An 18,927-nucleotide genomic window follows, 5' to 3' on the forward strand; every position below is an offset into this window, starting at 1 on the left:
CGCTGGCCGAAAGCGCTCGTACCGTCGTTCGGGCGGCGATGCGTACACTCGTACACATGGGATACGGACTGCTGGCCGCGGCGATCGCGGCGGAGGTGGCCGGCACGACGGCCATGAAGTACAGCGAGGGCTTCACCCGGCTCTGGCCCTCGCTGATCACCGTCGTGGGATACCTCGTGGCCTTCGGGCTGCTCGCCCAGACGCTGAAGACGCTGTCGGTGGGCACCGCGTACGCGATCTGGGCGGGGATCGGCACCGCGGCCGTCGCCGCCATCGGCATCCTCTTCATGGGCGAGTCCGGCAACCCGGTCAAGCTGGCGGGCATAGCGCTGGTCATCGCCGGAGTGGTGGTGCTGAACCTGGGCGGGGCCCACTGATGGTGCGCCGTTACGACCCCGAGCGGCGCGACCGCATCATCGATGCCGCGATCAGGGTGGTCGGCGCCAAGGGCATCGCGGGGCTGAGCCACCGCTCCGTCGCCGCCGAGGCCGATGTGCCGCTCGGCTCGACGACGTATCACTTCGCCTCGCTGGACGAGCTGTTGATCGCCGCGTTGCGCCGGTCGAACGAGAACTTCGCGGAGGTCATGCGGGAGAGCGAGGCGCTGGCCGATCCGGCGGCCGACCTCGCCGAGGAGCTGGCCCGGCTGCTGGGGGAGTACTTCTCCGGCGGGCGCGGGCGGGCCGAGCTGGAGTACGAGCTGTATCTCGCCGCGCTCCGCAGGCCCGCGCTGCGGCCCGTCGCCGCCGAGTGGACCGACGGCACCGCCGAGCTGCTGTCCGGGCGCACCGATCCGGTCACCGCGCGGGCGCTGATCGCGCTGATGGACGGGATCTGCCTGCAGGTGCTGCTCACCGGCGGCGAGTACGACGAGGCGTACGCGCGGGAGATGCTGCGGCGGATCGCCGGTTGACGGATCCGACCGCGGGGGTGCCCCCTCGGAGCCTCCGGCAGCAGGCTCTTATTCGCCGGACGGGCCCCCGTTCCGTACCGCCGCCAGGGCCGCCCGGACGCTCGCCTCGATGTCGGTGATCGGATACAGCGCCTCGCGGACCGTCCGGTCGCGGTCCACCACCAGCGTCAGCCGCTTCAGCCGGCTGATGCCGCCCGCGCGGAAGGTGGGAAGGCGCAGCGCCGCCGTCAGCTCCAGCTCCGCGTCGGACAGCAGCGGGAACCGCAGCCGCTCCGCGTCAGCGAAGCCCCGCTGCTCGTCCGGGCGCTGGGTGGAGACCCCGTGCACGGTCGCGCCCGCCGCGGTGAACTCGGCCAACTGGTCACGGTACGTGCACGATTCGAGCGTGCAGCCGCTCGCGCCCGGGATCTCGGCCCAGCCCGGCGGATAGGCGTCCCGGCGGGCGTAGGCGCCGGGGAAGAAGTACAGGACGGTGTACGGGGTGCCGGCGACCGGGTCGCGCGGCGCGCCGTCGAGGTCCAGCAGCCGCAGCTCGGGCAGGCGGGTGCCCACCAGGGCGTGCACCCGGGCCGCCTCCTTCGAGGCCTCCGCGGTCGTCGCCATCATTTCGCCTTCTCCCAGTACCCAGGTGTCGCCCCAGTCCTGGAGCGCGATCAGTACGGGCAGCAGCGCGCGTCCACGCGGGGTGAGGCGGTACTCGTACCGGGGTGGCCGGTCCTGGTACGGCTCCCGGGAGAGCACCTCCGCGTCGACCAGCAGCCGCAGCCGCTCGGTCAGCACCTTGCGGGACACGCCCAGCTCCTGCTGGAGCGCGTCGAAGCGGTGCACCCCGCGCGCCGTGTCCCGCACGATCAGCAGGGTCCACCAGTCGCCCACGACGTCGAGCGCCTGGGCGATCGCGCAGTCGGCGTCGGCCAGGCTGGTGCGCTGGGGCATCGGCTCCTCCGTCCGTCTCCCGTATTCGCCGCTTACCGGATTGACCTGCAGGAAACCACGATGCCATAGTCCGTTCCCAAAGGAAACTCACTGGGGAGGGTGCTGGGGATGAGCTTTTCCGGGGTCGTGCGGGACGTGCCGCGCACCGTGCGGCTGCTGGCCTTCGGTTCCTTTCTCAACGGGGTCGTCAGCTTCACCTTCATCTACCTCTTCGTCTATCTGACCGGCCCGCGCGGGCTGAGCGTCCCGCAGGCCGGAGTCGTCGCGGGCATCGGCGGCATCGGCCTGGTCGCGGGGAACTTCACCGGCGGCTGGTTCGGCGACCACTACGGCCACCGCCGGATGCTGCTGACCGGCGCCCTGGTCAGCGGGGCGGCGCTGGCCGCCCTGCCGGTCCTCCCGGTCGCGGCGATGTACGGGGTGCTGCCGCTCGCGCAGTACGCGGCGGGCGTCGTGCGCGCCGCCAACTCCGCACTCGTCGCGGTCTCCGTCCCCGAGGGCGGCAGGCGCCAGAGCTTCGCCCTGGTGCGGGCCGCGGGCAACGCCGCGTTCGCCGTCGGCCCGCCGCTCGGCGCGCTGATCGCCGCCCACCTCTCGTACGGCTGGCTGTTCGTCGCCGACGGACTCGGGACCCTGCTCTTCGCCGGGTACGCGGCGGCGGTGCTCCCGGCACACGGCACCGCGCACGCCCGGCCGGACCGTGACCCCGGCGCGCCGGGCCTCTGGCGGGAACTGCGGGCCAGGCCCGCCGTGCTGGTCCTGCTCGCCGCGATCCTCTGCGTCGACCTCGTCTACCGGCAGCAGTACTCGACCCTGCCCGTCTTCCTCGCCGAACACGGCCACGGCGACCAGTTCTACGGCTGGCTGCTGGCCGTCAACGGCGGGCTCATCCTCCTGCTGGAACTCCCCGCCGCCCACGTGCTGCGCCGCCGGGCGCCGCTGTCCATCGTGGGCACCGGACTGCTGCTGGTGGGGCTGGGCTACGCGGTGCTGATCCCCGGCGCCGGGGCGCTGTTCGCCGTCACCATGATGGCGTCGCTGACCGCCGGCGAGATCCTCTACAAGACCACCGCGACGGCGTACGTCGCCGACCAGGCCCCGGACCACGCACAGGGCCGCTTCCAGAGCCTGTACGCGGGCGCCTCCATCAGCGGCCAGGTGCTGGCGCCGCCGCTCGGCGGTGCGCTCTACGCCCATGCGCCCGGACTGCTCTGGCCGGCCTGCGCGGTGCTGGCCTGCGGCGCGGGGGCGGCGGTGCTGGCGGCGCGGCGGCTGCGGGGACCGGTGCGCGAGGCGGCCGCCGTACCGGTGCTTGAACGGCAGACACAGCCCGGCTGACCTGGCAGGTCCGGGCTCCCGGGCCGGACCTGCCCATCCGGCGAGACCGGTTGGCCCCGGTGGTGCCTCGCCGGTTAGGTTTCGTGTCATGACCGACACGACTCCTGCTCGCACCACCGGCGCCGTCGCCGCCGGCCTCGCCACCATCGCCGGCGACGGTTCCGTTCTCGACACCTGGTTCCCCGCCCCCGAGCTCACCGCCGAGCCGGGCCCGGCCGGAACCGAACGGCTCACCCCCGACCAGGCCGTCAACCTCCTCGGTGAGGGCGCCGGCAAGGCCATCGGCGTGGACGCCCGCCGCGGTGTCGAGGTCGTCGCCGTACGTACGGTCATCGCCTCGCTCGACGACAAGCCGCTGGACGCCCACGACGCGTACCTGCGTCTGCACCTCCTCTCGCACCGCCTCGTCCAGCCGCACGGCCAGAACCTGGACGGGCTCTTCGGCCTCCTCACCAACGTCGCCTGGACCTCGCTCGGCCCGGTCGCCGTCGACGACGTGGAGAGGGTGCGGCTGAACGCCCGCGCCGAGGGCCTGCACCTCCAGGTCACCTCGGTCGACAAGTTCCCCCGGATGACGGACTACGTCGCGCCGAAGGGCGTCCGGATCGCCGACGCCGACCGGGTCAGGCTCGGCGCGCACCTCGCCGCCGGCACGACCGTCATGCACGAGGGCTTCGTCAACTTCAACGCCGGCACCCTCGGCACGTCGATGGTCGAGGGCCGCATCTCCGCCGGAGTCGTCGTCGGCAACGGCTCCGACATCGGCGGCGGCGCCTCCACCATGGGCACCCTCTCCGGCGGCGGCAAGGAGCGCATCGTCATCGGCGAGCGCTGCCTGATCGGCGCCGAGGCCGGCGTCGGGATCGCGCTCGGCGACGAGTGCGTCGTCGAGGCCGGGCTCTACGTCACGGCCGGCACCCGCGTCACGCTGCCGGACGGCCAGATCGTCAAGGCCCGTGAGCTCTCCGGCGCCTCGAACATCCTCTTCCGCCGCAACTCGGTCTCCGGCGCCGTCGAGGCCCGCCCGAACAACGCGGTCTGGGACGGCCTCAACGACGTCCTGCACAGCCACAACTGAGGCCGCCCGGCCTTGGAGTGTCCGGCAGTAGACCTCGCGGCGTCGCGCGCGCTGCCTACTGCCGGACACTCTCAATCGGTGGCGCGCAGCAGTTCCTCGTAAGCCCTCCGCAGCCCGTCGGTCGCCCCGCGTCCGGCGGGCTGCAGCGGTTCGCGGACCGGTCCGGCGTCGAGCAGCGCCTTGGCGGTGACCGTGCCGGGCAGCCCGGAGGCCATCATCGCCTCGGCGAGCGGGAGGACCAGGTGGTTGAGCCGGGCGGCCCGCGCGGTGTCCCCGGCGTCGAACGCGTCCAGGACCGCCCGCAGCGCACGGGGCGCCACATTGGCGACGGTGCTGACATAGCCCGCAGCGCCCACCGCGTACAGCGGCAGATTCAGCTCCTCGCAGCCCGAGTAGTACGCCAGCGAGGTCGCGCCGATCACCTTCGTGGAGCCCAGCAGGTCGTACGCGCAGTCCTTCACGGCCACGATGCGCGGGTGCTCCGCGAGCCGCAGCAGGGTCTCCGGCTCGATGCGGGTGCCGGTGCGGCCGGGGATGTCGTACAGCATCAGCGGGAGGCCGCTCGCGTCGGCGACACTCCGGAAATGCGCCTCGACGGCGGGCTGCGGCGGCCGGCTGTAATACGGCGTCACCACCAACAGACCGTCCGCGCCCGCCTGTTCGGCCTGCCGGGCGAGGGCGATGGTGTGCCGGGTGTCCGCACTGCCGACCCCGGCGAGGATCGGCACACCGTCGCCGACCGCCGCCCGGACCGCCCGCAGCAGCGCGGTCTTCTCGGCGTCGCTGGTGGTCGGGGACTCGCCGGTGGTGCCGCTGAGCACCAGTCCGTCGCAGCCGTCGGCGACCAGGGCGGCGGCATGCTTCCCGGCCGCGTCCGGATCCAGCTCGCCGGAGTCGGTGAACGGCGTGATCATGGCGCAGAGCGCGCGTCCGAAGGGGGCCACTGGTGAGGTCATGCCCGAAGTGTCGGCCGACCGGACCGTGAAGGTCCACTTAGATCTGCTTGGGGTGAGCGGCAAGCAGGGCTGAACAGTCGCGGATCAGCGCCCACGGGTCTGACATGATCGAACGACTGTACGGCAGGCCGGGATCGGGGTGGGTGCGTGAGCATGCGAGGACTGACGTGGGCGGGGACCGGGAGACGGGGGCCGCTGGCGGCCGGGCTGCTGGCCGGGGTGCTGGGGCTGACGCTCTCCGGATGCGCCGGGTTCCTCGTGCCGGCGGGCGAGGGCGAGCCGGAGCCGACGCCGAGCGATCCGTACCGGGTGCACGCCGACAAGCTGCCGACGCCGTTCCCCAGCGTCTCCGTCGGGGTCTCCGACCGGCCGGGCGCGCAGGGCCCCGCCCCCACGCCCACCGTTCCGGCCGGCTGCCCGTCCTCCGGCGTCGTCGTCGACATGGGCGAGGTGGAGGCGGCGCTCGGCCACCGGGCCGTCGGACTCACCCTCACCAACTGCGGCAGCAAGCCGTACCGGGTCCATGGCTACCCGTCCGTCCGGGCCCTGGACGAGGCCGGCGACCCGCTGCCCGTCCCGGTGAACCCCGGTTCCTCCTACATGGGCACCGACCGGGGGCCCAAGGAGGTCATGCTGAAGCCGGGTCAGACCGTGCGCTCGCTCCTGGCCTGGGTCTCCACCCCGACCGGCGGCGACCTCATCGAGGGCGACGCCCTGGAGATCGCACCGGCCCCCGGCCTGGAGGCGCGCACCTTCCCGCTGGAGGGGAGCGACGTACGGCTGCTCGACGAGCTCAACATGACCGCCTGGCGGACCACCCCGTAGCGGAGCGGCGGCGCGGGGTCAGAGGGCGAGCTTGAAGCCCTCGTGGCTGCGGGCGAAGCCCAGCGACTCGTAGAACCGGTGCGCGTCCGCACGCCGCTTGCCGCTGGTCAGCTGCATCAGCCCGCACCCGCGCAGCCGGGCCCGCTCCACCGCCTGCTTCATCAGCTCCCGGCCCAGCCCGCCGCCCCGCCGGTCGGCCCTGACCCGTACCGCCTCGATCAGCACCCGCTCCGCGCCGCCCCTGCCCAGCCCCGGTATGTACGTCGCCTGCGCACAGCCCAGCACGGTGTCGCCGTCCACCAGCACCAGCATCTCGTTGCGCGGGTCGCTCTCGATGGCGGCGAAGGCCCTCTCGTACGCGTCGTCGACCACGACCGAGGCCGGATCGACGACTCTTTCCTCGTCGGCGAGCAGAGCGAGGACGGCGGGCAGGTCGGCGCGGGTGGCGGTGCGAAGGATCATTTTTCGGAGTCTGGCACGGGCGCCGGAGCACCCGGCGCCCGGCCCACGGCCCACCGGCCCGGTACGGTCAGCGGCGCGCCATGTAGAGGCTGAACGCCTTGTGGAGCACCTTGTTGAGCGGGTAGTCCCACTCGCCGATGTACTCGGCGGCCCGGCCGCCGGTACCGACCTTGAAGCGCAGCAGGCCCAGCAGGTGGTTGCTCTCGTCCAGGGTGTCGGTGATGCCGCGCAGGTCGTAGACGGCCGCGCCCCGCTCGTGCGCGTCGCTCATCATGCGCCACTGGATGGCGTTGCTGGGCTGGACCTCGCGTTTGCGGCCGGTCGAGGCGCCGTAGGAGTACCAGACGTGGTTCCCGACGGTCAGCATCGTCGCGGCGGAGAGCGTCTCGCCCTCGTACTGGGCGAGGTAGAGCCGCATCCGGTCGGGGTCCTCGGCCCGCAGCGCGGTCCACATCCGCTGGAAGTAGTCGAGCGGACGGGGGATGAAGCGGTCGCGCCCGGCCGTCTCGCGGTACAGCTCGTAGAAGGCCGGGAGGTCCTCGTAGTCGCCCTCGACGACCTTGACACCCGCCTTCTCCGCCTTCTTGATGTTGCGCCGCCACTGCTGGTTCAGATTGCCCCGGATCTCCTCCAGCGACAGCCCGGCGAACGGGACCTGGAAGACGTACCGGGGCTGCCCCGCGCTGAAACCGTCCTCGCTCTCCTCCTCGCCGCGCCGCCAGCCCAGTCCGCTCAGCTGCTTCACGACCTCGTCGGCCCGCGGCTCTCGCACGTCCGGCTCCACGTCGCGCAGGCGGCCGGCGGCCGGGTCGGCGATGGCGTCCTTCACCGTCCGGGCGTCCCAGCGCCGGGCGACCACCGGCGGGCCCATCCGCACCGAGAACGCGCCCTGCGCCTTCAGATGCGCCAGCATCGGATCCAGCCACTCACGCAGACCGCCGTCGTGCCAGTCGATGACCGGCCCCTCCGGCAGATAGGCCAGATAGCGCTTCACCCGGGGGATCGGCCGGTACAGGACGAGCCCGGCCCCGACGATCCGCTCCCGGCCCGCGCCGTCCCGGTCGAACCAGCCGATGCTCTCCGCACGCCAGTCGGGCTTCACGTCGCCCCACGACGGAACCTGCATATGGCTCACGGCCGGCCGGCTCGCGACGAACGCCAGATGCTCCTCGCGGCCGATCGTCCTGAGATGCGGTGCCATGCGGTACTCCGTTCGTTGTGCTGCCGGTGGGTCCGACGGTATCGACGGGGCGTGCTGTTGACCTCAAGCGGACTTGACGTATCAGGGTGGTCCGCAACGGCGCGCCACCCCGGTGCGCCCGTCAGGGAGGCCCCGTCATGAGCGTGCGATTCGAATCCGGTCCCGATCTTGCCCGTAACGACGCCGGACTCGTCAAGGCGAGCACCTGGGACGCGGGCACCCCGGAGCGCATGCGGCGGACGGTCGAGGCCATTCGCGAGGCGTGGGAGAGCCGGGACTGGCCGCATCCGGGACTTCTTTCGTACACCGTCCACGCCGGTGAGGACGGCAGGACCCTGTTCCATTACAGCCAGTGGAGTGGTGAACAGGCGTACCAGGACTTCTTCCGGCACGGCAGGGACGAGCGCAACGCGGACGTCGACGCCGCCGTGCCGGGCATCCGGCGGCTCGGGCTGCACACCCTGGAGCTCTACCGTTCCACGCAGCCCCGGGAGGGCGACGGACGGGAGCCGGGCTGCGTCGTGATCGTCGACGTGGAGTTCGACGGCGCGGACAAGGCGCGGCAACGGGACTGGGTGGACACCGTGTTCGAGGCGCTGGGCACCGACCCGGCGCCCGCCCCGGGAGGCATCTCCGGCCACTTCCACGTGAGCACCGACGGGACGCGGGTGCTCAACTACGCCGAATGGGAGAGCGCGGCCGCCCACATCGACGCGCTGGCCGCTCCCGGTGCCGGGATCGGGTCGGGCACACCGCAGTGGGAACGGGTGCGGTCGTACCCGGGGGTGAGCGGCGGCGGGGTCAACCGGTACACGCCCGCGCTCAGCATCCGGCCGAGCGCGGGCGCGTAGGGCCTCCGCTACGGACGGAAGCGCAGCACCTGCGGGTCGTGGTCGCTGTTCTGATCGGCGAACTCGGCGTTGATGTGCACGCTGTCGTAGTGGAAGCCGTCGATCGACGGGCTGGTCAGGATCTGGTCGAGAACCTGGCTGTTGCCCTGGTAGACGTAGCTGTAACGCTCCGAGCGCGGCAGGGACTTGATCGCCGGGTACAGCACCCGCCCGGCGGTCAGGGCCTCGGCCGTGCCGGAGAACTCGAAGTCGTTGATGTCACCGACGACCAGGACGTCCGCGTTCTTCTGGACGCTCAGCAGCTTCTTGACGAAGGTGTTGACCGCCTGGCCCTGCGCGTGCCGCTGCACCTCGGAGGAGCGCGACGGCGGCTGGTGCTCCGAGAAGATGGACTCGTCGCCGCCCTTGGACGCGAAGTGGTTGGCGACGACGAAGACCGTACGGCCGCGGAAGCTGAACTCCCCGGCGAGCGGCTTGCGGCTGTTCTCCCACGCCGGGTTCGCCGGGTCGATCCGGCCGGGCGAGAGGGTGAGGGCGGCGCGGCCCCGCTCCCGGGCGACATCGGTCGCCGTCGTCGCGTCGCCGCCGGCCCGGTCGGTGAACGAGACCCGCTCCGGGTTGAAGAGGAACACCTGACGGATGTTGCCGCCGGGCTCGCCGCCGTCCTTCTTGTCCTGCGGGTCGATGGAGCGCCAGTCGTACGCCGGACCGCCCGCCGCCACGATCGCGTCGGTGAACTTCTTCACCGTCGCGTCGGCGGCGACCGTGCCGTCGCTCTTCGCGCCGTTGTTGTCCTGGATCTCCTCCAGCGCCAAGATGTCGGGCGAGGCGAGGTTGTCGACGACCGCGGCGGCGAGCGCGTCGAACTTCTCCTGCGGGTCGCCGGGGTCGAGGTTCTCGACGTTGTACGTCGCCACGGCCAGCTCGCCGCCGCGCTGCTTGCGGGTGGTCTCCCGGCGCAGGCCCTCGCCGGTGACGGTGCCCATGGTGCGGGCGGTCAGCGTGTAGCCGCCGTACTGGTTGAAGTCGAGCGGGCCCTCGGTCGTACCGGTCAGCACATCGCCCACGTCGGCCTTGGGGAAGGGCTGCTGGGCCAGCGGCACCAGCGACTGGATCTGGAGCCGTCCGGTGTTCTGCGAGCCGTACGAGCCGTAGACGGTGCCGCCGCGGCGGGCGTCGTTCTCGCGCGGCTTCACCGTCACCCACAGCTCGGCGTGCGCGTCGGTGGCGCCGACCACCCGCGAGGTGCCGACGCTGATGTTCATGCCTTCGACCGACTCGTAGTAGTCGAGGGCGTAGCGGGACGGCCGCAGGGTCAGCGCGTTGATGGAGCCGCCGGCGGCGGGGTCGCCCTCGGGGGTGTACCGGGAGGGGACCGAGCGCTCCGAGACCCGCACCGGCGCGGGCAGGGCGTTGCCGGAGGACACCACGGTGACGGTGGGCTTGCTGATCTCGGTCAGCGACTGGTTGCCGGAGTCGAGACCGCCCGGGACGTACTCGGTGACCGTGCCGGAGACGGTGACCGCGTCACCGACCGCGACGGTGGGCACGGAGCCGGTGTAGACGAAGACGCCCTCGCTGGTGGCGGGGTCGGCGTCGGGGTTCGGGTCCTGGAACCAGAAGCCCTTCGTACCGTACGTCCGCACACCCGTGACGATGCCCGCCACGTCGGCGACCTGCTGGCCGACGAGCGGGGATATCCGGGTGGAGCCCTGGATGTCGTGGATCCGGACCTGGCCGTCCACGGGCAGGCCGGCGGTGGAGGCGGACGCGGAGGTGGTCGCGGCGCCGGTGAGCAGACCGGCGGCGAGGGCGGCGGTGACTACGGCGGAGACAGCGGTGGTTCTGGACGATGCGGCAGGCATCACGGGCTCCGGGGGTATCGAGGGTCGGGACGGAGATCTACGCGCGTCAATCTCTTGTGTGCGCAAGGGAGTTGTCAAGGTCTGCCGGGTGTACTGCCACTGTCCGTTGCATGAACCGGGCGGCATGGGGCGAAATACGTCTACGCTTGGGCCGCCCGATCCGTACGTGCAGCATGCCCGGTCCGTACGTCCGGTCCGTATGTGCGGACGCCTGATCCGTACGTCCGGCCCGTAGGCCCGGTCCGCCCGGTCCGCACGTCCGGTACGCCCGATCCGTACGTCCCCGAGGAGAACCACCTGATGTCCGCAGAGCGCCCCACCCTGCCGCCCGTACGGCTGCGCACCGAGGCCGAGCTGGCTCGGGACGCGCTCGCCGCGCCGCTGCTCGCCCGCGCCGTCCGGCTCGCCCGCTGGGCGGGCCCGGAGACCCGGGTCGGCGCCGGTGGCGAGCTCGTCGACGCCCAACTGCCCGCGGCGGCCGAGCACATCGGCCTGGCGGCCGACGAGGACGGGGCGGCGGAGGCGAGCGAGGCGTGGCGGCTCGCGGTCGACGCGGGGCTCGTCGACGTCGAGGACCCCGGCGAGGACGCCGGACCGGACGCGGAGGGGACCGCGACCGCCGGTGAGGCCCTGGCGCTTGTCACCGGTGGTTCACCGAAGGACGTCCTGTCGATCTGGCTCGACGGCCTGGAGGCCGTCCACGCCGACGCCACCGCGCCCGTCTTCGACGACCTCGCCGATCTCGTCGGTGAGGACGGCTCGATCGACTTCGAATCCCTGGACTGGGACCCGGAGGTCGAGGCGGAGTTCCTCGACGGAGTCCTCGGAAATCTGTACCTGCTCACCGTCGGGGACGGCCACGGCGGCACGGACCCGGCCCCCGTACCGCTGCCCGCCCTCGCCGCGTCGGTGATCGTCCCCGACGACATGGGCGAACCCACCGACGACATCCTTGAACAGGTGTCCGAGGCGATGATGCGCCTGGACGACCAGTTCCGGGTCCTCGAACCCATCGGCATCGTCGAATACCGCCCGGTGGACGAGGCGTTGCTGTTCGAGGAGGGCGAGGACGCCGCCCCGCCGGCCGACGACGAGGACGTCACCCGGTACGGAATGGTGAAGCTGACCCCCCTCGGCCTCTACGGCCTGCGGAGCCGGATGCTGGAGGCCGGGGTGGACGCCCCGGCGATCGGCGACTTCGCGGACAAGGGCGCCGACGCGCTGCTCGGCGGGGTCGCGTACTACCCCGAGGCGGCGGCCCGCAGCGAGGTCGAGCTGTGGCTCGCCCGGCGCGGCGGTGCGGACGGCGCGGCGGCCGAACTCCTGGCAGCGTCCCGCGGCACGGACCAGCAGGCACCGCTGCGCCGGCTGCACTGCCAGCAGGCCCTCGCCCTGGTCGGCGCGGAGGCGGAGCCCGCGGTGCGCGCGGTGCTGGACGACCCCGAGCTGGGCGGCCTCGCCCGGGTCTGGCTCGCGGAGCTGGGTGCCGCCGACGTCCCCGCACCGCCGGAGCCGATGATCTTCTGGCTCGCCATCGACACGATCGCGGCCCAGTTGGAGACCGACGGCGACCTGGACGAGCTCCAGGGCCTGGTCGAGGGCCTGGCGGGCCAGCACAGCGGCTTCTTCGACGAGGCGTGGCGGGTGGCGCACCCGGCGACCGCCGACGTCCTCGAAGCGATGGGACGGCTGCACAGCGACAAGAAGAAGGCCAAGGAGGCCCGCAAGGCAGCGTTCAAGGCCCGGTCGCGCAAGAGGGCCTGACCTCCGGTCGGGTACGGCACGGGGGCGGGGGCTCGGCCCCGGCCGGGTACCGCACGGGCGGCGCGAGCGGCCCGGTCCGGGGTGGACGGCGACTTCGGGACATCGCTTCAGGCCAACTGCACAGGAAGGATGCTCCTCGGCGTCGCCCGCAGTTCAACTGGCGTTGGCACAAGGGCGCGACTGTGGGCGCGCCAACAACCCGCCCAGTCGCCCCAGGAGTACGTGATGCCCATCACGCGCAGGGAATTCACCAAGCAGTCCGCCCTCACCGGTGCAGGCATCGCGCTGACCGGTACCGTCGCCGCACTGGCCACCGCGCCGGGCGCCCTCGCCGCCGGGGACCCGAAGCACGGGCACGGCCACGACGGCCACGGTCACGACCACGGCCACGGCCACGACCGCGAGCCCGGCTACGGGCCGCTGGTCGCCGACCCCGAGGGCATACTCGCGCTCCCCGCCGGCTTCTCGTACCAGGTCATCACCCACTGCGGGGTCACCAAGCTGGAGAGCGGCGAGTTCACCCCCTCCAACCACGACGGCACGGCCACCTTCGAGGGCCCGCGCGGTGTCACCCTGCTCGTCAACAACCACGAGCTCAGCGGTACCCGGGCCGGCTGGGAGCACCCGGTGCCGCTCACCGAGGGCCTCGTCTACGACCCGGTCGCGGCCGGCGGCTGCACCGTCGTGGAGACCCGCCGCGACGGCCGTACCGCCGAGTGGGTCGGCATCGCCGGCACCTCCACCAACTGCGCCGGTGGCGCCACCCCGTGGGGCACCTGGCTCACCTGCGAGGAGACCGAGGACAAGGCCGGCAAGAACGGCCTGCTCAAGGACCACGGCTATGTCTTCGAGGTCGACCCGTACGACCGGCGCGCCAACCGTGACCCGCACCCGATCAAGGCGTTCGGCCGGTACGCCCACGAGGCCGTCGTCATCGACCCCAAGCAGGGCCACGCCTACCTGACCGAGGACGCCTCCGGCCCCAACGGACTGCTCTACCGCTGGGGCCCGCCGCACGGCTTCCGGCACGGCCGCGGCAAGCTGCGCACGCTCGCCGACGACGCCGGTGTCCTCCAGGCCACCAAGTGCTTCGACAGCAACGGCAAGTTCGTCGACGACCTGTCCCGCGCCACGAAGATCGGCACGGTGTACGGCGTGGACTGGGTCGACGTACCCGACCGTGACGCCAAGTCCCTCTCGGTGCGCAAGCAGTTCGCCGACGGCGAGATCACCCGGGCCCGCAAGCTCGAAGGCATGTGGTGGGGCGACGGCGGCGCCTACATCGTCTCCTCGTTCGCCCGCTCCGAGAGCCCCGTCCAGCACGACGGCCAGGTCTGGTTCTACGACCCCAAGCGCCGCACCCTGACGCTGAAGGTGCTCCTCGGCGTGAACGCCGACCCGTCGAAGGACGGCGCGTTCGACGGCCCGGACAACATCACCGTCTCGCCCTACGGCGGCCTGGTCATCTCCGAGGACGGCGAGGGCATCCAGCACCTCTTCGGCGCGACCGAGAGCGGCCGCACCTACCCCATCGCGCGCAACGAGCTGAACATCGGCAGCGAGGAGGAGCCGGAGTACAGCGAGTTCACCGGTGTCACGTTCTCGCCCGACGGCAGGACGCTGTACGCCAACATCCAGACGCCGGGCATCATGCTCGCCATCACCGGCCCGTGGAAGCGCCAGCCGAACCGCGGCTGACGGCCCGTCGCCGGATTTCCGGCAATGGCCCTATCAGCTCGGCGCGCGTAATTCCCTCGCGCGCCGGCCGGGCATCCCTCTAGAGTCCTGTCCGTGCCCAGGTGCGCAGGCAGGACCTACTTCCACTGATAATGGGGATGTCGCGGGTTCGAGTCCCGCCACCGGATTTCGGTCCGGTGTAGCTCAGTCGGCAGAGCACCTTCGTCGGTTCCGCCGACCTTGAACTCTGGGCACCACAACTTCATCAGCACGACTGCATGGCACCTCCCGGTGCGCAGGCTGCGGCTACTTCCTCTCACGAACCCGCCGCCGCCGACTCTGATCTCGGGAGGCACAGACGCCGGGGGGTGCCCGGTGCGCAGGCGACGGATACTTCCATTGAACTGAGGGTTGCGGGTTCGAGTCCCGCCCGGCCACGGCCGGTAGCTCAATCGGGTAGAGCATCAGTAAGCCCGTCGCCGACTCCTGATCTCGGGCACCCTTTTCCGCTGTGCCCTCCCCCAATGAATTCGGGGGAATTCTCATGGCACGCTTCAACACCCGCACCACCGGGCCCCGCGCCACCTCGCCCGTGCGGACGACCGGGCGCACCGCGCCGACCCATCAGGGCGGCCGGGGATATCTGCGCGACAACCGCTCCGAGCTCTTCCTGCTCGCGGTCGCCAATTTCGTTTCGCAGCAGACCTTCTACGAGGACGGCGAGCAGCGCGACGAGCGCTTCGCCGAACTGGTGCGGGTGCTCGCCGTCGGCGATCCCGAGTGGACCGCCGGCCTGCTGCACTGGCTGCGCCGCGACGGCCGGATGCGTACCGCCTCGATCGTCGGCGCCGCCGAGTACGTGAAGGCGCGGCTGGACGCGGGCGCCGAGGACGGACCGTCCAACCGCCAGGTCGTCGACTCCGTCCTGCTGCGCGCCGACGAGCCCGGGGAACTCCTCGGGTACTGGACCTCCCGCTACGGCCGGGCCGTGCCCAAGCCGGTCAAGCGCGGCATCGCCGACGCCGTGCGCCGGCTCTACAACGGCAGGTCGCTGCTGAAGTACGACACCGCCTCCAAGGGCTATCGCTTCGGCGACATCCTGAACCTGGTGCACGCCTCGCCCGACCCGCAGAAGCCGTGGCAGGGCGAGCTGTTCCGGTACGCCCTCGACCGCCGCCACCACCCCGAGGCGGCCGTGGTGCCGGTCTCGGACCGGGTCCTGAACGCCCACCGCGCGCTGATGGAGCTGCCCGTCGGGGAGCGGCGGGCCGTGGTCGAGGGCGCCGGCGGGGCGGACCGGCTGGCCGCCGCGGGCATGACCTGGGAGGCCCTGGCGGGCTGGCTGCAGGGGCCGATGGACGCCACCGCCTGGGAAGCGATGATCCCGTCGATGGGCGCGATGGCGCTCATCCGCAACCTGCGCAACTTCGACGAGGCTGGCGTGTCGGACGAGGTCGCCGCGCGGGTGGCGGAGCGGATCTGCGACCCGGCCGCGGTCGCCGCGTCCCAGCAGTTCCCGTTCCGCTACCTCGCCGCCTACCAGCACGCGCCCTCGCTGCGCTGGGCCCACCCGCTGGAGCAGGCGCTCGGCCACTCGCTGGACAACGTGCCCGCCCTGCCGGGGCGGACGCTGGTCCTGGTCGACCGCTCGGGCTCGATGTGGTCGCCGCTCTCGGACCGCTCGCAGCTCAACCGGGCCGACGCGGCCGCGATCTTCGGCACGGCGCTGGCACTGCGGGCGGCCGATGCCGATCTGGTGCAGTTCGGTACGGACAGCGCACCGGTGGCATATCGCCGGAGCGAGTCCGTGCTGAAGGTCCTGGAGCGCTTCGGCGACCTCGGCGGCACCAACACCGCGGCGGCGGTGCGCCGGCACTACCGGGGCCATGACCGGGTGCTGATCGTCACCGACGAGCAGGCGTCGTTCTCGTACGCCGCGGACGCCACCGCGGCGGTGCCCGACACCGTGCCCGTCTACACCTGGAACCTGGCCGGGTACCGGGTCGGACACGCCCCCTCGGGCGACGGGATGCGCCACACCTTCGGGGGGCTTTCGGACGCCGCGTTCCGCATGGTGCCGCTGCTGGAAGCGGGCCGGGACGCGGACTGGCCCTGGATCCGCTGATCACAAATCCGGTATCAGTGGGGCCCCTGCGGTGAACGGGCATGGCGTCGGGCGTCCCCAGGGCGCATACTCAAGGTAATGAAACAGTCAGCCGGATCCCGGCGCCACCTGCCCTCCAGTCCCTTCAACCGCCCGGCCCAGGCGGCCCCACCGGTCGAATTGTTCGATGTGGGCGACAGGGTGTCGCACGATCAGTTCGGACTCGGCCGCGTCCTCGCGGTCGAGGGCGACAACGACGCGGTACTCATCGACTTCTCGGGGCGGCAGGGGAGGATCCTGAGCCCGTACTCCAAGCTGACCAAGCTCTGAGAGAGGCGGCGAGCACGCGCGCGGCGCGTCCGTTTTTTCCCGTCACGCTCTCCGTATTCAGGGGCACCTGCACCCGACAGGTGCCCCTGAATCCGTTTCCGGAGCCCGCTGCCGCGCTTACAGCGCCTGGGCGGCGGGCTTCACCATGCCGCGGACGGTGCGCGACTTCACGAAGTCGCCCATCGCCGTCATCTCCCACTCGCCGGAGAACTGCTTGATCAGCTTGGCCATCATCACGCCGGTCTGCGGCTCGGCGCCGGTCAGGTCGAAGCGGACCAGCTCCTCGCCGGTGGCCGCGTCGATCAGTCGGCAGTAGGCCTTGGCGACCTCGGTGAACTTCTGGCCGGTGAACGAATTGACCGTGAAGACCAGACCGGTCGCCTCCGCCGGGATCCGGCCCAGGTCCACGACGATCACCTCGTCGTCACCCGCGCCCTCGCCCGTGAGGTTGTCGCCCGAGTGCTTGATCGCGCCGTTCAGGATGGAGAGCTTGCCGAAGTAGCAGCTGTCCAGGTGGTTCCGGTTGGGGCCGTAGGCGATCACGGAGGCGTCGAGGTCGATGTCCTTGCCCCGGAACGCGGGCTCCCAGCCCAGACCCATCTTGACCTGGGAGAGCAGCGGCCGGCCACCCTTGACCAGGGACACCGTCTGGTTCTTCTGGAGGCTGACCCGCCCCTTGTCGAGGTTGATCTTCCCGGTGGCGGGTGCGGGCGCCGGGGTGGGCGGGGCCGGCGGGGCAGAGGGGACCGGGGGTGCGACGATCCGGGGGTCGACCGGGGCGGCGGCGGGTGCCGGGGGCGCCACGGGTGCCGGGGTGGGCTCCTCCTCGACCGAGACGCCGAAGTCCGTGGCGATGCCGGCCAGCCCGTTCGCATAGCCCTGGCCGACCGCGCGGGCCTTCCAGGCGCCGTTGCGGAGATAGACCTCGATGACCACGAGCGCCGTCTCGGCGCCCAGCCGGGGCGGGGTGAACGTGGCGAGCGCGCTGCCGTCGTCGGCGTTGCGCACGGTCGCGGTGGGCTCGATGCCCTGGAAGGTCTGGCCCGCAGCGTCCGGGCTTGCCGTGACGACGATCTTCTCGATGCCGGGCGGGACCGCGCTGGTGTCCACCACGATCGCGTCCGGTGCGGTGCCGCCGCCGGAGCGGTAGGTCACACCGGGGCCGCTGGGCTGGTTGTAGAAGATGAAGTCGTCGTCGGAGCGCACCTTGCCGTCTGCGGTGAGCAGCAGGCCCGAAACGTCGAGCCGCACCGGTGCGGAGACGTCCACTGCCACGCGGGCGGCGGAGAGAGGGATGTTCGAGCCGGGGGTCATAGCGGTCATGCTCGGGGTAACGAACGACCTCGCTTTGCCGTTCCCTTACCTTTTGCCTTCGCAGTGCACCTTTTGCCCCTGCTGTGCGGCTTGCCTTCGCCGTGCCCCGCAGGCCGCGCTCGTCTGCCGCGCCCGTCGGTTGCGTTCGCCGGTCCGTCAGCGGTTGCGGGGGTGGTTGCGGGCGGTGCGCTCGTTGCCGTGCTTGTACGCCCCCGTCCAGCGGGCCATCGCCAGTTGCGCGTCGCCCTACCCCACCTCGGCCAGGAACTTCTCCGCCCTCCCGCCGCGCAGGGTGCCCGCGGGGCGGCCGTGGTGGGTGATGGTGACGCTCGCGTCGCCGTGCTGCTCGTACAGGAATCCGGAAGGTCTCGGCATGGCTCCGCATCCTGCCCGTCGTGCGGGCGCCGTGTCGCACGGTTTTCGTGGCCCCCGGGCTCCCTCCGGCCCACTGGCCGACCCTGCCCCTGTCAGCGCGGCCAGATGGGCGGGTTGGTGCAGAAGTGACCTCCGAGGTGGGCATGGTCGGGGTTGGCCGGGTCCAGTTCGCCCTGCTCGGCGATGAGCCGGGCCGCGTACGGCTCGGAGTCGTCCTGCGGCTCGTACCCCAGTGCGCGGGCCGTCGTCAGGTCCCACCACAGCCGGGTGTTGCCGGACGAGCCGTGCACGACGGTGTGCCCGACGTCCTCGGCGGTGAGCGCGGCGTGGAAGAGCCGGGCGCCGTCCGCGGGGCTCATCCAGACCGAGAGCATCCGCACCGAGGTCGGCTCGGGGAAACAGGAGCCGATGCGTACCGAGACGGTCTCCATTCCGTGCCGGTCCCAGTACAGCTGGGCGAGGTCCTCCCCGAACGACTTGGACAGTCCGTAGAAGGTGTCGGGGCGGCGCGGGGCACCGACGGGGATCAGCGGGTCGCCGGGCAGCGGGCGCGGGGTGTAGCCGAGCACATGGTTGGAGGAGGCGAAGACGATGCGCCGCACGCCCTCCTCGCGGGCGGCCTCGTAGAGGTTGTACGTGCCCTCGATGTTCGCCCTGAGGATCTTGTCGAAGGAGGCCTCCAGGGAGATGCCCGCGAGATGGACGACCGCGTCGACGCCCCGCACGGCCTCGCGCAGCGCCTCCCGGTCGCCGAGGTCGGCGGCGATCGCGTCCGGCTCGCCCTCGACGGGGACGACGTCCAGGAGGCGGAGCCCGTAGCCGTACGCGGGCAGGAGTCCGCGCATCAGGGTGCCGAGGCCGCCGGCGGCACCGGTGAGCAGGACGGTGCGGGGAGCAGGCATGCGCGGATCTCCTCCATGGACGGCATTCATATGCGT

At 72.0% G+C, this 18,927-nt stretch carries 17 protein-coding genes, 1 tRNA gene and 1 pseudogene; 11 read left to right on the forward strand and 8 right to left on the reverse strand.

Annotated elements, in window-relative coordinates:
• Nucleotides 1-56 precede the first annotated feature (56 nt).
• Together ACFYY7_RS04645 and ACFYY7_RS04650 are read left to right on the forward strand one after the other, a co-directional pair.
• Complete coding sequence (locus tag ACFYY7_RS04645) at nt 57-377, forward strand: DMT family transporter (RefSeq protein ID WP_388656909.1); 321 nt, start codon at nt 57-59, stop codon at nt 375-377.
• The gene (locus ACFYY7_RS04650; RefSeq protein WP_266736459.1) at nt 377-913 is read left to right on the forward strand and encodes a TetR/AcrR family transcriptional regulator; all 537 of its coding nucleotides are present in this window, start codon (nt 377-379) and stop codon (nt 911-913) included. The genes ACFYY7_RS04645 and ACFYY7_RS04650 overlap by 1 nt, the downstream gene beginning before the upstream one ends.
• Before the next feature lie 48 nt (nt 914-961).
• On the opposite strand, the gene ACFYY7_RS04655 is transcribed toward ACFYY7_RS04650, so the two are convergent.
• Complete coding sequence (locus ACFYY7_RS04655; RefSeq protein ID WP_388656912.1) at nt 962-1,849, reverse strand: winged helix-turn-helix transcriptional regulator; 888 nt, start codon at nt 1,847-1,849, stop codon at nt 962-964.
• A gap of 108 nt (nt 1,850-1,957) precedes the next feature.
• Between ACFYY7_RS04655 and ACFYY7_RS04660 the strand changes: the two genes are divergently transcribed.
• On the forward strand, nt 1,958-3,187 hold the full coding sequence (locus ACFYY7_RS04660) for an MFS transporter (RefSeq protein ID WP_388656914.1): 1,230 nt from the start codon (nt 1,958-1,960) through the stop codon (nt 3,185-3,187).
• A gap of 88 nt (nt 3,188-3,275) precedes the next feature.
• Nucleotides 3,276-4,265: a 2,3,4,5-tetrahydropyridine-2,6-dicarboxylate N-succinyltransferase gene (gene dapD, locus ACFYY7_RS04665; RefSeq protein WP_388656917.1), complete on the forward strand. Its 990-nt coding sequence runs from the start codon at nt 3,276-3,278 to the stop codon at nt 4,263-4,265.
• A gap of 71 nt (nt 4,266-4,336) precedes the next feature.
• Here dapD and dapA read toward each other — a convergent pair whose 3' ends face one another.
• Nucleotides 4,337-5,221: a 4-hydroxy-tetrahydrodipicolinate synthase gene (gene dapA / locus ACFYY7_RS04670; protein WP_388656920.1), complete on the reverse strand. Its 885-nt coding sequence runs from the start codon at nt 5,219-5,221 to the stop codon at nt 4,337-4,339.
• 153 nt (nt 5,222-5,374) lie between these two features.
• Here dapA and ACFYY7_RS04675 point away from each other — a divergent pair, with 153 nt between their 5' ends.
• Nucleotides 5,375-6,046, forward strand: a complete 672-nt coding sequence (locus ACFYY7_RS04675; RefSeq protein ID WP_388656923.1) for a DUF4232 domain-containing protein — start codon at nt 5,375-5,377, stop codon at nt 6,044-6,046.
• Nucleotides 6,047-6,064: 18 nt separating this feature from the next.
• Here ACFYY7_RS04675 and ACFYY7_RS04680 read toward each other — a convergent pair whose 3' ends face one another.
• Nucleotides 6,065-6,508 carry a GNAT family N-acetyltransferase gene (locus tag ACFYY7_RS04680; protein ID WP_388656925.1) on the reverse strand — a complete coding sequence of 148 codons (444 nt, stop codon included), beginning with the start codon at nt 6,506-6,508 and terminating at the stop codon, nt 6,065-6,067.
• Nucleotides 6,509-6,575: 67 nt separating this feature from the next.
• Entirely contained in the window at nt 6,576-7,709 is a 1,134-nt protein-coding gene (locus ACFYY7_RS04685) for a lipid II:glycine glycyltransferase FemX (RefSeq protein ID WP_388656928.1), read from the reverse strand.
• Nucleotides 7,710-7,846: 137 nt separating this feature from the next.
• Here ACFYY7_RS04685 and ACFYY7_RS04690 point away from each other — a divergent pair, with 137 nt between their 5' ends.
• On the forward strand, nt 7,847-8,560 hold the full coding sequence (locus tag ACFYY7_RS04690) for an antibiotic biosynthesis monooxygenase (protein WP_388656931.1): 714 nt from the start codon (nt 7,847-7,849) through the stop codon (nt 8,558-8,560).
• An 8-nt stretch (nt 8,561-8,568) separates the two neighbouring features.
• Here the strand turns inward: ACFYY7_RS04690 and ACFYY7_RS04695 are convergent, their stop codons facing one another.
• Nucleotides 8,569-10,425 (reverse strand): endonuclease/exonuclease/phosphatase family protein, encoded by a 1,857-nt coding sequence (locus tag ACFYY7_RS04695; protein ID WP_388656934.1) that lies wholly within the window; start codon nt 10,423-10,425, stop codon nt 8,569-8,571.
• A gap of 300 nt (nt 10,426-10,725) precedes the next feature.
• Between ACFYY7_RS04695 and ACFYY7_RS04700 the strand changes: the two genes are divergently transcribed.
• The 5 genes from ACFYY7_RS04700 to ACFYY7_RS04720 all read left to right on the forward strand — a co-directional run bounded on the left by ACFYY7_RS04700 (nt 10,726) and on the right by ACFYY7_RS04720 (nt 16,300).
• A complete protein-coding gene (locus ACFYY7_RS04700) occupies nt 10,726-12,189 on the forward strand; it encodes a hypothetical protein (RefSeq protein WP_388656937.1) in 1,464 nt (487 codons plus the stop codon).
• A gap of 225 nt (nt 12,190-12,414) precedes the next feature.
• Nucleotides 12,415-13,887 (forward strand): alkaline phosphatase PhoX, encoded by a 1,473-nt coding sequence (locus ACFYY7_RS04705; protein ID WP_388656940.1) that lies wholly within the window; start codon nt 12,415-12,417, stop codon nt 13,885-13,887.
• A 97-nt stretch (nt 13,888-13,984) separates the two neighbouring features.
• Nucleotides 13,985-14,054 (forward strand) — tRNA-Ile (locus tag ACFYY7_RS04710).
• A 356-nt stretch (nt 14,055-14,410) separates the two neighbouring features.
• The gene (locus ACFYY7_RS04715) at nt 14,411-15,991 is read left to right on the forward strand and encodes a TROVE domain-containing protein (RefSeq protein WP_388656943.1); all 1,581 of its coding nucleotides are present in this window, start codon (nt 14,411-14,413) and stop codon (nt 15,989-15,991) included.
• A gap of 78 nt (nt 15,992-16,069) precedes the next feature.
• On the forward strand, nt 16,070-16,300 hold the full coding sequence (locus tag ACFYY7_RS04720) for a hypothetical protein (protein ID WP_037711258.1): 231 nt from the start codon (nt 16,070-16,072) through the stop codon (nt 16,298-16,300).
• Between the two features lie 117 nt (nt 16,301-16,417).
• Here ACFYY7_RS04720 and ACFYY7_RS04725 read toward each other — a convergent pair whose 3' ends face one another.
• The 3 genes and pseudogenes from ACFYY7_RS04725 to ACFYY7_RS04735 form a co-directional block, all read right to left on the reverse strand.
• Complete coding sequence (locus tag ACFYY7_RS04725; RefSeq protein ID WP_388656946.1) at nt 16,418-17,623, reverse strand: TerD family protein; 1,206 nt, start codon at nt 17,621-17,623, stop codon at nt 16,418-16,420.
• Nucleotides 17,624-17,770: 147 nt separating this feature from the next.
• A pseudogene (locus ACFYY7_RS04730) lies at nt 17,771-17,989 on the reverse strand (hypothetical protein).
• Between the two features lie 92 nt (nt 17,990-18,081).
• The gene (locus ACFYY7_RS04735; protein ID WP_388656949.1) at nt 18,082-18,891 is read right to left on the reverse strand and encodes an NAD-dependent epimerase/dehydratase family protein; all 810 of its coding nucleotides are present in this window, start codon (nt 18,889-18,891) and stop codon (nt 18,082-18,084) included.
• Nucleotides 18,892-18,927: the final 36 nt, after the last annotated feature.

It is taken from the genome of Streptomyces sp. NPDC001933, from assembly GCF_042890955.1.
Classification (GTDB): Bacteria; Actinomycetota; Actinomycetes; order Streptomycetales; family Streptomycetaceae; genus Streptomyces.

Coding starts and splice junctions, on each gene's coding strand:
- ACFYY7_RS04735 (WP_388656949.1), bottom strand. CDS start 18,891: ATGCCTGCTCCCCGCACCGTCCTGCTCACCGGTGCCGCCGGCGGCCTC.
- ACFYY7_RS04655 (WP_388656912.1), bottom strand. CDS start 1,849: ATGCCCCAGCGCACCAGCCTGGCCGACGCCGACTGCGCGATCGCCCAG.
- ACFYY7_RS04690 (WP_388656931.1), top strand. CDS start 7,847: ATGAGCGTGCGATTCGAATCCGGTCCCGATCTTGCCCGTAACGACGCC.
- ACFYY7_RS04685 (WP_388656928.1), bottom strand. CDS start 7,709: ATGGCACCGCATCTCAGGACGATCGGCCGCGAGGAGCATCTGGCGTTC.
- ACFYY7_RS04650 (WP_266736459.1), top strand. CDS start 377: ATGGTGCGCCGTTACGACCCCGAGCGGCGCGACCGCATCATCGATGCC.
- ACFYY7_RS04715 (WP_388656943.1), top strand. CDS start 14,411: ATGGCACGCTTCAACACCCGCACCACCGGGCCCCGCGCCACCTCGCCC.
- dapD (WP_388656917.1), top strand. CDS start 3,276: ATGACCGACACGACTCCTGCTCGCACCACCGGCGCCGTCGCCGCCGGC.
- ACFYY7_RS04675 (WP_388656923.1), top strand. CDS start 5,375: ATGCGAGGACTGACGTGGGCGGGGACCGGGAGACGGGGGCCGCTGGCG.
- dapA (WP_388656920.1), bottom strand. CDS start 5,221: ATGACCTCACCAGTGGCCCCCTTCGGACGCGCGCTCTGCGCCATGATC.
- ACFYY7_RS04700 (WP_388656937.1), top strand. CDS start 10,726: ATGTCCGCAGAGCGCCCCACCCTGCCGCCCGTACGGCTGCGCACCGAG.
- ACFYY7_RS04645 (WP_388656909.1), top strand. CDS start 57: ATGGGATACGGACTGCTGGCCGCGGCGATCGCGGCGGAGGTGGCCGGC.
- ACFYY7_RS04725 (WP_388656946.1), bottom strand. CDS start 17,623: ATGACCGCTATGACCCCCGGCTCGAACATCCCTCTCTCCGCCGCCCGC.
- ACFYY7_RS04680 (WP_388656925.1), bottom strand. CDS start 6,508: ATGATCCTTCGCACCGCCACCCGCGCCGACCTGCCCGCCGTCCTCGCT.
- ACFYY7_RS04660 (WP_388656914.1), top strand. CDS start 1,958: ATGAGCTTTTCCGGGGTCGTGCGGGACGTGCCGCGCACCGTGCGGCTG.
- ACFYY7_RS04720 (WP_037711258.1), top strand. CDS start 16,070: ATGAAACAGTCAGCCGGATCCCGGCGCCACCTGCCCTCCAGTCCCTTC.
- ACFYY7_RS04695 (WP_388656934.1), bottom strand. CDS start 10,425: ATGCCTGCCGCATCGTCCAGAACCACCGCTGTCTCCGCCGTAGTCACC.
- ACFYY7_RS04705 (WP_388656940.1), top strand. CDS start 12,415: ATGCCCATCACGCGCAGGGAATTCACCAAGCAGTCCGCCCTCACCGGT.